Here is a 13,056-nt window from a genome sequence, read left to right as displayed (position 1 = left end):
GCGCATAGCCGCGACCACCGGAACGGTTTCGCCAGCAGCGCTTAGATTCAATAACTTGCATCCATCCTTGTACGTCTCAAAGGATGGCGGGGTGCAGCAGCGCTTCCGGGCGGAATCATGGAAGTGCTGAACTTGCCCCATTCACAAAAGTTAGATAGTCTAACTATCGTTATGTGGGCTATCATGTCAATATGCCGATGAGCGACGGAACTGGACCGAAGAAGACGAGCCGCAGGGAGAAGCTTCGCGAAGCCACCATGGCTGAGATGAGGAGCATTGCACGCGAACTCCTTGTCAGCCAGGGTGCCGCGGCCGTGACGGTCAACGCGGTGGCGCGACGGATGGGGATGAGCGGTCCTGCCCTCTACCGATACTATTCCAGCCAAGGCGAACTCACCGAAGCGCTCCGGCACGATCTTTATTGCGAACTCGTGAATGCGCTCACATCCGCGCGTGACCGCAGCGGCGCAGCGAACCCGGACTGCCGCCTTCTCGCGATCTGCCGTGCCTTGCGTCAGTGGGCGGTTGCTCATCCAGCCGAGTTCGGCTGCCTCTTTGCCACTCCGGCGCCTGACGGCCACGAAAGATGCACGAACCTGAGCCAGTCAGGCAGGGCATTCGGCCAAGTCTTCATGGAAGAGATCGTCCAGATCTGGCGCACGAAGCGATTTCCCATCCCAAGTCTGGAAGACATGGACCCTGCGCTTGCGGAGCAGTTGAGGACCTATTCGGAAAGGCTGGACGGCGTGCTGCCCCCTGAGGCCGCCTATATCTTTCTTTCCTGTTGGATGCGGCTATACGGGCTGCTCTGCATGGAAGTCCTGAATCAGATCGGCTTTGCCTATAACAACCTGGAACCCGTTTTCGAGGAATGCTTGCAGGAGCTCTGCAGGCTCCTGGATATCCCTTATGACGCCCCGGTGAAAGCCGCGCCGACTTTATCAGCAGAGCCGACACGCGAAAGCGAGATGGGCTGACTGCATAGACAAGGATTTCATCCAGAGCGGTCGAGGCTCGCGCCAAATTCGCCAAGGCGCTCCTCCTACTCTCGTCGACAGCGTGCCCGAATTACGAAGTCCGCTCACTCAGGCAGCGTCCAGCATATTGATGGTGCCGAGCTCGCTTGGCAGGATTTGCGAACGAGATTTCGTCCTCCGCGCGGAGCGAGAGGCGTACCAGAGGGAGCCGTGCCGTTCCGGGAAATGCGCATTATCTAAAAAAAAGGCAATGATTGCAGCGCGGCTTCAACAGCTTGATAGCTCCTGGGAGGGCATCTCGATGACCCATTATCTCGATGGCCCATTGAAGAAATCTCTTCACGGAGCCGCCGAACTCGGCAAAGCGACGGCAGGCTGCATCTTGGAGGAGGCAAGCTCGAGATAAATTCCTCATCCAAGAGCCCGCAAAAGAAAAATGCCGCCCAGAGGGCGGCATTTTTCAAAGTTCATTACAGGCGTTCAGTTCAGTCGCGTTTTGACGTCCTGCAGAGAAGCCTTGAAGAGCTCCTCGCCAGTCCTGCTGTCGACCTTCTCCGCCAGAAGCTTGCCGGCCGCAGCCACAGCGACATCGACGGCGCGAGCCCGCACCTCGTTCACTGCATCCCGCTCGGCCTGAGCGATCTTTTGCTCGGCCAGTGCGGTGCGCCTGGAAACATATTCCTCGGTCTTAGACTTGGCATCGGAGACGATGACCTTCGCCTCACGCTTGGCGGCCTCGACGAGATCCCTCGCCTCTTCCTCGGCCTCGCGCCGCTTGCGCTGGTACTCGGCCAAAAGCTGCTGGGCCTCCTCGCGAAGGCGACGTGCCTCCTCAAGCTCGTTGCGGATGCGGTCGGCGCGAGCATCCAGCGAACCCGCCAACTTCGCCGGCACCTTGATGTAAAGCAGGATGCCCACGAAGATGACAAGCGCCACCAGTGCCCAGAATGTCGCGTCCATGCGCCTCTCCTACTGCTGCTGGGCGGCTTTTACCGCCGCCGAGAGCGAAGCCTTGTCGACCTTGCCGCCCACAAGCTCCTGGACGATGGCAGCGGCCGTCTCTTCGGCAATTGTGCCGACGTCGGAAAGTGCCGTGTCCTTGATCAGAGCAATCCTGGCCTCGGCTTCCTTGAGCTTGGAATCGAGCCCTGCTTCAACCCTGCGGCGTTCAGCTTCCGCTTCGGCCTTGGCGTTGTCGCGCGCCTCCTGGGCGATCGACGCCGCCTTTTTACGGGCCTCGGCAAGCTCCTGCTCGTATGCAGCGACAGCTGCATCCGCCTCTTCCTTCATGCGGGCCGCCTGGTCGAGGTCCTGGGCGATACGGTCGCGCCGTACCTCCAGAATGCCCCCGATGCGCGGCAGAACCACCCGCTTCAGGAAAAGATAGAAAAGACCAAACGTGATCGCGAGCCAAAGAAGCTGCGAGGGATAAGTCTCAACGAGGAAGGGAGGAAAGCCGCCTTCGCTGCCGTGCTCCGCTACGCCCGTCTCCGTGTGTATTTCTCCAGCGGCCTGGTCAGCCGCCTCTTGTGCAAATGCCGATGCGACGAACATGGCCTTTTCCTCTGCTCATCAAAGCTGGCCGCGGCGCGGCCAGCCGCTCACTCGTGTTCGCGATCAGGTGGTGAACAGGAGGAGAAGAGCGATGAGCAGCGAGAAGATGCCGAGCGCTTCCGTCACGGCAAAGCCGAAGATGAGGCGGCCGAACTGGCCATCAGCGGCGGAAGGATTGCGCAGCGCGCCCGAGAGATAGCTGCCGAAGATATTGCCCAGACCGAGCGCGGCTCCGGCCATTCCCAGACAGGCAAGGCCAGCGCCGAGATATGCTGCTGCTTGTGCTTCCATTTCCAAACTCCTTGTGGAACTTCAGGTGATTTCGGCCCGCGGCAACACCGCGAGTGAAGACTAGTGGCTCGGGTGTATCGCGTCGTTGATGTACATGCAGGAGAGAACGACAAAGACATATGCCTGCAGGAACGCCATGAGCAATTCGAGTGCGGTGATCGCTACGGTAAGCGCCAACGGCAGGACAGCGCCCGCTGCGCCGGCAATGCCGAGCGCGGTCATCGAGGTGACGAAACCGGCAAAAACCTTGAGGGCGATATGGCCGGCCAGCATGTTCGCGAAGAGACGAACTGAGAGGCTGATCGGGCGCGAGAGGAAGGACACGACCTCGATTGCCACCACAAGCGGCGCGATGACAACAGGAACGCCGGACGGCACGAAGAGCTTCAGAAATCCAAGCCCATGCTTGTAGAAGCCGTAGACGACCACCGTCCCGATAACGAGCAGCGCCAGTGCAAAGGTTACAATGATGTGGCTTGTAACCGTGAAGAAGTAGGGGAACAGGCCGAGCAGGTTTGCCACCAGCACGAACATGAAAAGCGTAAAGATGAAGGGGAAGAAGCGCATCCCATGATTGCCGGCCGCATCCCGCAACATCGAAGCGATGAACTCGTAGGACATCTCCGAGACGGACTGCAGCCGGCTCGGAACGAGGCCGCGACTTGACGTGGTCAGGTAAAGAAAAGCGCCGGCGGCAACCACCGTAGCCACCATGAAGGCAGACGAATTGGTGAAAGAGAAATCGAGCCCGCCGATTTCGATCGGAATCCACTTGGCGATTTGGAACTGGTGGATCGGATCGTTGGCCACTGGGATCCCCTTACTCTCACGCGCTGCTGCGCTATTTTCCTTGCGGGTCGTCGCCGCCTTTCGACAGCTTCGCCCCAAATTCTGCAACCAGCCCTGCGGAACGCAGGACGTTTAGGACTCCTGCCCCAAAACCCAGGAGCAGGAAAATGATCAATCCCCAAGGCGAAGTGCCGGCCATCTCATCGATGAACCACCCCAAGCCTGCTCCGACAAGGATGCCTGCGATGAATTCGCTGGAAAGCCTCAGCGCATTCCCGTAGCCGCTAACACCGCCCGTCTTCGCGCCCCCTGCGTTGCTCGGCTCTTTCGGCCGTCGCGCCGCCAGGGCTGCCTCGAGATCACGCCGCCGCTTCTCCAGACCATCCGGCTCCTCGCGATTGCCCATCAGAGCCTCCACGCCCGTTTTCGGCCTGCGGATACCCGCCTCGAAGTCGCGCGCAACATAGTGAGCAGGGCAGCGGCAGTCAAGCCGCCCAACGACTGTGAAAGCCAGGAGGTTTTCCATGAAAAAACAGTTGCTTATCGCGGTGCGACAAAGCGTCTTCCACCGCAGGAAGAATTCCGGCGGTGGAATCGCGCTTCCGAGCGCCTTTAAAGCGGGGATTGGGGTTCGTTTAGTCCCAGCCGCCGCCATAGGTGCGATAGAAGATGTGCTGACCGATCTTCTTCGTCCGCTCCATGAATTTCGCCCAGCGCGGATGCACATAGGTGGCGTGGTAATGGGTCGATGTCCCCACTTCGTCGAGCCAAATCTTGCCCGCGGTCACGGCTAACGCGACCTCCTTCGCGGTCTGCCAATGCTTGGGGCTTGCCACACGATCCTTGATGCCGTCGCAAGCGAAGGAGAACTGGCAGCGATTGCGCCACTTCTCGTTCTGATAAACCACACCGCAGATGCTTTTCGGATAGGCGGGGTTGCGGACCCGGTTCAAGATGACCTGGGCCACCGCGGCTTGGCCGCGAACAGGCTCGCCGCGGGCTTCGAAGTAAACACCGGCGGTCAGACATTGCTGTTCGCGCTCCGAAAAGACCTCGGGCGGAAGCGGCGTGCGTGCCCATGGATGATCGCTCGGCGGAACAGGGGGAATGAACCGGCCGGCATTCTCGTCCCGCAAGATGCTGGCGAAGGGGGACGCTCTTGCGTAGTCCGGTTCGGCCGGTGCATAGGCGGTCGCGAGAATGTCGCCCTCTTCATTGTTCACCAGTTCGGCCACCGCCGGGGCCAATCCGAGGTCCTGCTCCTTCTTAAGGTAGAAGGCAGAGGCGATCTGGACCTCCTTGCCTTGAATCTCCGGCTCTGCAAACGCCATCAATTTCTCGCCGAGAGGCGCCGCTTTCAGCAGACTGGTCTGCTCGAAGATCGTACCCGCATTGAAGAGCCGCGGCGGAGCCATCGGCAAGGTTTTCACCAGCCGGCCTTGCTTGGATTCGCGGGCGATGTTCTTTTCGTCCGATCCTTCCTTAGCCTTGCCATGGGTGCGGAAGGCGACGTCGCCGATGCCTGGTATCAGGCGCCCCGCGCCCGAGACAGCTGCGGCCGGCGCATCGGAATTGAGAAACGGCATCTCCGCCTTGTGAACCGACCCAGCAACGGAGCGTTCGACGACAGCCGTCCAGCGGGCATGGGTCCCCTGTCCGGCAACGAGGCTCACCATGTCCTGATAAGCGCCGACCGTCGGGAAGCCGAACAGAAAGCCGAAAGCAAGAACTATGGAAGGAAATCGAGAGCGCTTCTGCCCCGGCGCGTGACGCCGCCTTACACCTGACGCAACCACTCGTACCCCTCTCGAAACTTAAAACGCCAACTGTTTCGAGATTATTTCGTTAACCTTGATCACCGGTTAACGCGGGGAGCGATGGGCGGATTGATGCCGTACCGGTTTGCGTAGGTCGCCGGACCGGGGCGCGAGGAGCTTGATCAAGCTCTGAGATTCATCGTTGGTATTTGCGAGTCCCAATTAGAAATTGGGAATAGCCTGCTCATCAGAGCCTGGTTCAATGCGAACGATGGGGCGTCCTTCACTCAGGTGAATGCCCGACGCTACGGCCGGTCAAGTGCGCTTCCGGCCCCGGCCCGCATAAGGATTTTCGGATGTGCGCAGGGAAATCCTGATCGGCACGCCCTGAATATCGAAGCTCTCGCGCAGCCCGTTCACCAGGTAGCGGATATAGGATTGCGGCATCGCCTCGGGGCGTGAGCAGGAAAGCACGAAACCGGGCGGTCGTGTCTTGACCTGAGTCATATACTTGACCTTCAGCCGCCTGCCAGCGACGGCCGGCGGCGGATGTTGGGCGGTGGCCGCTTCCAACCAGCGGTTCAGGGGGCCGGTCGGGATACGCCGATTCCACACCACATGAGTGTTGACGGCCGCTTCCAGAAGCTGGTCGAGGCCCCGGCCGGTTTCCGCAGAGATGGGAACCGAGCGCAAGCCGCGGGCCTGCGGAAGCAGCCTTTCCGTCTTCTCGCGCAACTCGGCAAGCTTTTCCTGGCGGTTTTCGACCAGGTCCCACTTGTTGAAAGCGATCACCGGCGCCCTGCCCTCGCGGATGATGAGATCCGCGATCTGGAGATCCTGTTTCTCGAAGGGCATCGTCACGTCGAAAACGATGATGACGACCTCTGCGAAACGGATGGCTCGCAAGGTCTCGCCTACGGACAGCTTCTCCAGCTTTTCCTGCACGCGCGCCTTGCGCCGCATGCCGGCCGTATCAAAAAGCTTTATTTCCCTGCCGCGCCAGCGCCAATCGACCGAAATGGAGTCCCGGGTGATTCCAGCCTCGGGGCCTGTCAGCAATCGCTCCTCACCAATGAGGGCGTTGATGAGGGTCGATTTCCCCACATTGGGCCGACCGACCACCGCAATCCTTATGGGCTTGGTCGGATCGTATGGCGTCTCCTCCGAATCCGGATCGATGTCCTCGCCGATGAGAGCAGCCGTTTCTCCCGCTCTCTCTTCGGAGGCTGCCTCCTCTTCCTCGAACTCTCCTGCAGCCTCGGCGATCGCGTCGCGAAGTTCCACCATGCCCTGGCCGTGTTCCGCCGAGATAGCGATGGGTTCGCCGAGACCCAGCGCGAACGCTTCCAGCACGCCGGCATCGGTTCCCCGCACATCCGTCTTGTTGGCGACCAGCACCACGGACTTGCCCTTCCGCCGCACCACATCGGCGAAGGCGCGATCGTCAGGCATCAGACCGGCGCGCGCATCGATCATGAACAAGACGAGATCGGCTTCATCGATAGCCGTTTCCGTCTGCGCGCGCATGCGGCCGGCCAAACTTGCCGCCGCAGCCTCCTCGAAACCGGCCGTGTCGATGACGTCGAAACGAAGGTCGAGCAAGCGGGCCGGATGGACGCGCCGGTCACGCGTAACGCCGGGAGTGTCATCGACAAGCGCAATTCGGCGCCCGACCAGCCTGTTGAAGAGGGTCGACTTGCCGACATTGGGCCGGCCGACAATGGCGACCTTGAAGGACATAGGATTATCCGGATTCGCCGGGGGTGGAGCCTGAGATCAGATCCATCATCATCTCCGCGCGCTGGCGTGCGCCTGCAGGAGCCTGCTCGTCATCGGCGACCTGGCCAAAGAGCGAAAGCGCATTCTCACGATTGCCTTCCTTCCATGCGGCCAGCGCCATCGCCTCGCGCGCAAGGTGACGCATCGGATTGGAATCGGCGGAGAGCGTCTCCACACGAGCGGCCACGTCCGCATAGGAACCGTGGTCGACAAGCAGCAGAGCTGCGCGAAGGCGCGCCATATCCCTGATCGCGGCAGGCACGGACGAACTGTTCGCGACCTCGTCGAATTTGGCTATTGCCGCTTCGGTGTCGCCGCTGTCGGCCAGGGTTGTCGCGGCACGCAGGCGCGCCATCACCGGATAAGCGCCGAAGCCGGAAGTCTCCAATTCGTCCAGGATCTTGAGCGCTTCGTCGCTGTTTCCCTCTTCGGCAAGCTCAAGGGCCTGCGCGAAGCGGTCACCCGACGCATTCGCACGCGAGGTCGACCAATGGTCGTAGGCCACCCAGGCAACCGTGGCCAGCACAACCAAAACCGCAAGCACGATGGCGATGGGGCCATAGCGGCGCCCCAGCGCCCTCATCTGCTCCTGGCGAAGCTCTTCATTGACTTCGCGAATGAAACTGTCGTCGGACATCTAAACCCTTTATCCCGGCCTTAGCCCCGCCCACGGCTTTTAACCGAATTTCCAGCACATGGAAGGGGCGAAAGAAATCCCTTTGCAGTTGCCAACGGGTTCTGCAAGCCGCTCGGGTCGGGGAAGTGCGGGCAAACCCGCTAACCGGTCCTACCATTACTTGCAAGGATACGGAGGATTTGCACCTGCCTCGGCAGCTCGATCAGGAATTCGGGATCGCGCGGAAGGTGGTGGATCCGCGTCGGGTCCGGCCCGGCAAAAACGCTCATGGCATCCACGCTTTCCCAATAGGAAATGGTCATGAATTCCGTCTCGTCTTCCCGATCCTCGCGCAGATTCTGAACGCCCAGTGCCTTTTCCATCAAAGGCTTGATGCCGACTTCATGCAGATAAGCCTCATATTCGTCCGCTCTGTCGCGCGTGGTTCTACCCCGCCAAATCCGGGCGATGGCCGGGCGTTTCGAAACAGCATCGATCATACGATCCTCCAATCGTTAAGGAGCCCAATGCCTCCCACCCTTCATCAAAACTGTGCACATCCGTCCGCGAGTCCATAGGTCGCCATATTTGCTTACTACCGGCAAGGTGGGTTGGTTCAATCGATGGTTTCGGTATGCCGTTTTTTTCGCGTCTCGCCGCGCTCGCGCTTTTCGTCTTTTCTTTTCCTGCTCTTGCCGAAGACCTGCCGCGCCAGCCGCAATATGTGATCATTTCCTTCGACAGCGCTTCCTTCATTTCCCAGTGGGAACGAAGCCGCGCGCTCGGCAAGCGCACCGGCGCCCGTTTCACCTATTTCCTTTCCTGCGTCTATCTACTCTCCCCGGAGACGAAGGGGCTTTACCAGGCGCCCGGCATGAAAGCCGGTCGGTCAAATATCGGGTTCGCCGCTTCAGGCGAGGATGTGGAGGCGCGCCTCAACCAGATCTGGGCCGCCCGGCAGGAGGGTCACGAAATCGCCAGCCATGCCTGCGGGCATTATGACGGGGGCAAATGGAGCGCAGCAGAGTGGAACAAGGAATTTGGCCAGTTTCGCACCATCTTGCGAGACGCCTGGACAATCAATGCGATTCCGGGCGAGCCGGAAGGCTGGAAGGATTTCTCCGAGAACGGGATCAAGGGCTTTCGCGCGCCGTATCTTTCCGTCGGGCCGGCGCTCTCCACCGCACTTGCCAAAAACGGGTTCGACTACGATGCAAGCACCGTGTCGAGGGGGCCGGCAGAGCCGCTTCACAAGGGTGGCATCACGCATTTCTCGCTTCCGCTCATTCCGGAAGGACCAGCAAAAAAGCGTGTGATCGCAATGGACTACAATCTTTATGTCCGCCACTCAGGCGGATCGGAGCAACCGGACGACGCGGCAATCTTTGCCGAGCGCACCTTCAATGCCTTTCGCGCAGCCTTTGACCGCGAATACGCCGGCGATCGCATCCCCCTCCAGCTCGGGTTCCATTTCACCCTCATGAACAACGGGGCATATTGGGATGCTCTCGAGCGCTTCGCGGAGGAAGTTTGCGTGAAGCCAGATGTGCGCTGCGTGAGTTATCAACAATTCCTCGGCGAGACCGGTGCACACTCTGCCGGGCTCCGTGAAAGCGCCAATGGATGAGCCCCTTTGGTTCTTCATTGCATCAATAGGTGTTTATGCCGAATACCGCGCAGCAACCTAACGGGCGGTTTTGTAACCCCCGACGCTTGACGCGGAAAGCGCGACAGTGGACCATCGCGCGCGTAGAGAACCCGGAACGAATTGCCGCGTGGCGAATTGTGCCGGTGCAATGCCATTTTGGAGAGACCCCCATGAAAAAGCTCATTGTTGTGATTCCGTTCCTTCTTGCTGCGGCCGCTTGCACACCCACCCAGCAGGGTGCGGCAATCGGTGGCCTGGGTGGGGCGGCAGTTGGTGCGGCAGTCGCGGGCAACGAAGTTGAGGGCGCGGTCATTGGTGGCGCCGTCGGCGCGGTTGCAGGCGCTCTGGTCGGTCGCGCGGCCGAGGGATCGAATCAGTGCGTCTATCGCGACGAATACGGCCGCCGCTACACGGCTGCTTGCCCGCGCGGCTACTGAGTTAAAAGAAATGCCCGGTCAGCGGGCATTCATTTTGCAAATGAAGGCTGGGGCTCGCACCAGCCTTTTTTCTTGCCGGTTTTGGCCGCCTACATCACGGCGCCGAGTTGCCAGGGCACGAACTCATTGTCGCCGTATCCGAGTTGCTCGGATTTGGTTCGCTTGCCGGAAGCGACAGCCAATATCTCCTCGAATATCTCACGGCCCTTTTCCTGAAGCGAAACGCCTTCAAGAATATCCCCGCAATTGATGTCCATGTCCTCTGCCATGCGCTCGTACATGGGTGTGTTGGTAGCAAGCTTGATCGAGGGCGTGGGCTTGCAGCCATATGCCGAGCCGCGGCCAGTGGTAAAGCAGATCACATTGCAGCCCCCGGCAACCTGACCGGTTGCCGACACCGGATCGTAACCCGGCGTGTCCATGAAAACGAACCCTTTCTCGGTAACGGGCTCAGCATATTCATAAACGGCGGTAAGCGGCGTTGACCCGCCCTTTGCCGCCGCACCCAGGGATTTTTCCAGGATGGTCGTGAGACCGCCGGCCTTGTTGCCCGGCGAGGGATTGTTGTTCATCTCGCCGCCGAGACGTGCCGTGTAGTCTTCCCACCAATGGATGCGTTCAACGAGTTTCTCTCCCACCTCGCGGCTGATTGCCCGACGGGTGAGGAGGTGCTCGGCGCCATAGATCTCTGGGGTTTCCGAAAGCACCGCCGTGCCGCCATTTTGCACAAGGATATCGGCAGCCACGCCCAGAGCGGGATTTGCCGTGATTCCCGAATAGCCGTCCGAACCACCACACTGGAGCGCGAGCTTGATCTCCGAGGCAGGGACGGCCTCGCGTTTCGCGGCCGCCACGGCGCCAAGCATTTCTTTCACCACCGCCAGACCCGCTTCGATGGTGCGGCGCGTTCCGCCGGTATCCTGGATCGTCATCGAACGAAAAGTGTCGCTCTCCTCGATACCGTAGAGCTCCTTCAGCCGGGCGATCTGGAAGACCTCACAGCCCAACCCTACCATGAGCACTCCTCCCAGATTGGGATTGGCAGCATAGCCCCACTGGGTCCGCTTCAGGATATCGAACCCCTCGCCCTTCCCCGCCATGCCGCAGCCGGTGCCATGGGTGAAGGCGACGACGCCGTCTATATCGGGATAACCATCCAGAATTCCGGACCGGTTGGCGGCTTCCGCGATAAAGCGCGCGACGGATGCCGAGCAGTTCACGCTGGTGAGGATGCCGATGTAATTGCGCGTGCCGACGCGCCCATTCGCGCGGCGGAAACCGTTGAACGTCGCCTGCTCCTCGGGGGGCAGAATGTTGACCGGCCTGGCTTCCTCGCAGAACCGGTAATCGCGCTCGAAATCCCCCATTTCCACATTGTGCTCGTGCACCCATTCGCCTGGCTCTATGGCGACCTTGGCGAAGCCGATGATCTGACCGAATTTGCGGATGGCCTCACCCGGCGCGATGGGCTCCAGCGCCACCTTATGGCCGAAGGGAATGCGGCTTGTGGTTTGCACCGCGCCGGATAACACCGTGCCGGGCGCCAGCGCACGAACCGCCACCGCCACATTGTCTTCATCGGAGAGGCGGAGAAAGGGTGGACGGCCCGACAGATCGTTCATGGTGTTCCCCAGGAGAAGCCGCATGAGGCGGCGCGATCACCACCTCTGATTTAAGCCGTCACAGGCTTGAAGTCCACGGAGTTGATTACGGGCTATGGACGCGTCCATGGGGAAGAGGCGGCGCTTCTGCGCCGCCCTCTGGAATCAGGCGCCGTTCAGGTAGCCGAACACCTCGAAACCGCCCCGGTAGATCATCTCCAACGCCACATAGAGGATGACCAGAAGGCCGATATAGGCGATCCAGCGATGCTTTTGCAGAATGCGGGCAATGAAGGATGCCGCAAGGCCCATCAGAGCGATGGAAAGAGCAAGCCCGAACACCAGTACATAGGGGTGTTCGCGGGCGGCGCCGGCCACCGCCAGCACGTTGTCGAGGGACATCGAGACGTCTGCCACGACGATTTGCCAGGCTGCCTGTGCAAAAGTTTTGCGCGGGGCTCCACCGGCAACCGTTCCGTCCGCATTCAGGTCCTTGCCTTCGAGAGCCTCCGCGCCCTCCAGCTCATGCGCATGATTTGCGCGGAGCTCGCGCCACATCTTCCAGCACACCCACAAGAGCAGAATGCCACCGGCAAGAAGAAGGCCGACGATCTGCAGGAGCTGCGTGGTCACGGCGGCAAATCCGATACGCAACATGGTCGCCGCAACGATACCTATGATGATTGCCTTGGCGCGCTGCTCCTTGGGAAGGCCGGCGGCGGCGAGACCGATGATGATTGCGTTATCGCCCGCAAGCACCAGATCGATCATTATGACTTGGAGGAAGGCGGAGAGGACTTCCGTGCTGAACATTTCGCTCATTTAGCACCCAATGTTGACGAAGGCGCCCGATTCGAGGGACATCGACAAGGGATCGGACACGCAGCAAACCGCGCTGCGTGGGCGAATCTTGCATACCAATGTCGATGGAGCTCCACGAACATCGGGCCATCCGATTTGGACATCCAGTCCGACATCACAGCCTGGGAAAGACTGCCAGAGGGGCCCGGTCTGGTAGCGGGACATCTATCCAGAAGAAGCGTGGAAAACAAGGGCCGGCATTTGTTTTTGCAGCAAATCGCAGCTTTGCCGTGACTTCTTGCGTGCCGGCTTACACTTGGAACCGACCCGCGCAATTCTGCAGGAGTGTTGCAAGCAAGCCGTAGACAATGGCTGCCCAACCTCTTATGAGCGATTTGGTGCCTGGGTGACGTGCAGGGAAACCGACGCACGAAGGTATGGCGGATTTTGTTCAACAGTCGCGGATCTATGGCCAGCTATCAAACCGCCCTTGCGTATAACCTTGAGATCGCGAACACTCCCTTCAGCTTTGCTTCTGACGGGAATGGTCAGGACGATTCGAAAGACCCGACCGCACCCGATCACAGTGCAGCGGAACGTGAGGACCTGCCCTATAAGGTCGAGCTCTGGGACGCCGCAAAGAAAACCGTAGTTCAAGTGCTCGCGGTGACTGCCAATGGAAGCATTGGCTATGCCGCATATTTCGCCGCTACCCGTGAGCACCCTGATCGCTACATTACATTGCGCCACAAGAATAGCATTGTCTCAAGGTGGAACGGCCCCGCACACTAGGCACATCATCACCG

Annotated in this window: 15 protein-coding genes; 4 read left to right on the top strand and 11 right to left on the bottom strand. The window is 60.2% G+C overall.

Annotated features, from left to right (window positions below):
- The first annotated feature begins 197 nt into the window (after positions 1-197).
- Positions 198-977 carry a TetR/AcrR family transcriptional regulator gene (locus CHEJ32_RS0112840; protein WP_245261091.1) on the top strand — a complete coding sequence of 260 codons (780 nt, stop codon included), beginning with the start codon at positions 198-200 and terminating at the stop codon, positions 975-977.
- Positions 978-1,457: 480 nt separating this feature from the next.
- On the opposite strand, the gene CHEJ32_RS0112830 is transcribed toward CHEJ32_RS0112840, so the two are convergent.
- The 9 genes from CHEJ32_RS0112830 to CHEJ32_RS0112790 all read right to left on the bottom strand — a co-directional run bounded on the left by CHEJ32_RS0112830 (position 1,458) and on the right by CHEJ32_RS0112790 (position 8,263).
- Positions 1,458-1,937 (bottom strand): F0F1 ATP synthase subunit B, encoded by a 480-nt coding sequence (locus CHEJ32_RS0112830; protein ID WP_028034233.1) that lies wholly within the window; start codon positions 1,935-1,937, stop codon positions 1,458-1,460.
- A 9-nt stretch (positions 1,938-1,946) separates the two neighbouring features.
- Complete coding sequence (locus CHEJ32_RS0112825; RefSeq protein WP_028034232.1) at positions 1,947-2,531, bottom strand: F0F1 ATP synthase subunit B; 585 nt, start codon at positions 2,529-2,531, stop codon at positions 1,947-1,949.
- A 63-nt stretch (positions 2,532-2,594) separates the two neighbouring features.
- Positions 2,595-2,822 (bottom strand): F0F1 ATP synthase subunit C, encoded by a 228-nt coding sequence (locus CHEJ32_RS0112820; protein ID WP_028034231.1) that lies wholly within the window; start codon positions 2,820-2,822, stop codon positions 2,595-2,597.
- 60 nt (positions 2,823-2,882) lie between these two features.
- Positions 2,883-3,632 carry a F0F1 ATP synthase subunit A gene (locus CHEJ32_RS0112815; RefSeq protein WP_028034230.1) on the bottom strand — a complete coding sequence of 250 codons (750 nt, stop codon included), beginning with the start codon at positions 3,630-3,632 and terminating at the stop codon, positions 2,883-2,885.
- Positions 3,633-3,663: 31 nt separating this feature from the next.
- Positions 3,664-4,017, bottom strand: a complete 354-nt coding sequence (locus CHEJ32_RS24680; RefSeq protein ID WP_051469654.1) for an AtpZ/AtpI family protein — start codon at positions 4,015-4,017, stop codon at positions 3,664-3,666.
- A 229-nt stretch (positions 4,018-4,246) separates the two neighbouring features.
- Positions 4,247-5,407, bottom strand: a complete 1,161-nt coding sequence (locus CHEJ32_RS0112805) for a cell wall hydrolase (protein ID WP_028034229.1) — start codon at positions 5,405-5,407, stop codon at positions 4,247-4,249.
- 276 nt (positions 5,408-5,683) lie between these two features.
- Positions 5,684-7,108: a ribosome biogenesis GTPase Der gene (gene der, locus CHEJ32_RS0112800; RefSeq protein ID WP_028034228.1), complete on the bottom strand. Its 1,425-nt coding sequence runs from the start codon at positions 7,106-7,108 to the stop codon at positions 5,684-5,686.
- 4 nt (positions 7,109-7,112) lie between these two features.
- Complete coding sequence (locus tag CHEJ32_RS0112795) at positions 7,113-7,784, bottom strand: tetratricopeptide repeat protein (protein WP_028034227.1); 672 nt, start codon at positions 7,782-7,784, stop codon at positions 7,113-7,115.
- A 140-nt stretch (positions 7,785-7,924) separates the two neighbouring features.
- The gene (locus tag CHEJ32_RS0112790; protein WP_028034226.1) at positions 7,925-8,263 is read right to left on the bottom strand and encodes an antibiotic biosynthesis monooxygenase; all 339 of its coding nucleotides are present in this window, start codon (positions 8,261-8,263) and stop codon (positions 7,925-7,927) included.
- A gap of 134 nt (positions 8,264-8,397) precedes the next feature.
- On the opposite strand from CHEJ32_RS0112790, the gene CHEJ32_RS0112785 reads away from it, so the two are divergent.
- Positions 8,398-9,390 (top strand): polysaccharide deacetylase, encoded by a 993-nt coding sequence (locus tag CHEJ32_RS0112785; protein WP_028034225.1) that lies wholly within the window; start codon positions 8,398-8,400, stop codon positions 9,388-9,390.
- A 191-nt stretch (positions 9,391-9,581) separates the two neighbouring features.
- Entirely contained in the window at positions 9,582-9,848 is a 267-nt protein-coding gene (locus tag CHEJ32_RS0112780) for a YMGG-like glycine zipper-containing protein (RefSeq protein WP_028034224.1), read from the top strand.
- An 89-nt stretch (positions 9,849-9,937) separates the two neighbouring features.
- Here the strand turns inward: CHEJ32_RS0112780 and CHEJ32_RS0112775 are convergent, their stop codons facing one another.
- Together CHEJ32_RS0112775 and CHEJ32_RS0112770 are read right to left on the bottom strand one after the other, a co-directional pair.
- Complete coding sequence (locus CHEJ32_RS0112775; RefSeq protein ID WP_028034223.1) at positions 9,938-11,470, bottom strand: UxaA family hydrolase; 1,533 nt, start codon at positions 11,468-11,470, stop codon at positions 9,938-9,940.
- Positions 11,471-11,614: 144 nt separating this feature from the next.
- Positions 11,615-12,271, bottom strand: coding sequence for a TerC family protein (locus tag CHEJ32_RS0112770; protein WP_028034222.1), 657 nt, complete (start codon positions 12,269-12,271; stop codon positions 11,615-11,617).
- Between the two features lie 447 nt (positions 12,272-12,718).
- Between CHEJ32_RS0112770 and CHEJ32_RS0112765 the strand changes: the two genes are divergently transcribed.
- A complete protein-coding gene (locus CHEJ32_RS0112765) occupies positions 12,719-13,042 on the top strand; it encodes a hypothetical protein (protein ID WP_245261090.1) in 324 nt (107 codons plus the stop codon).
- Positions 13,043-13,056 lie beyond the last annotated feature (14 nt).

It is taken from the genome of Chelativorans sp. J32 (genome assembly GCF_000518985.1).
Taxonomy (GTDB): domain Bacteria; phylum Pseudomonadota; class Alphaproteobacteria; order Rhizobiales; family Rhizobiaceae; genus Chelativorans.
The sequence above is the reverse complement of the archived record's forward strand: the minus strand, read 5'-3'. Positions and strand labels throughout refer to the sequence as shown.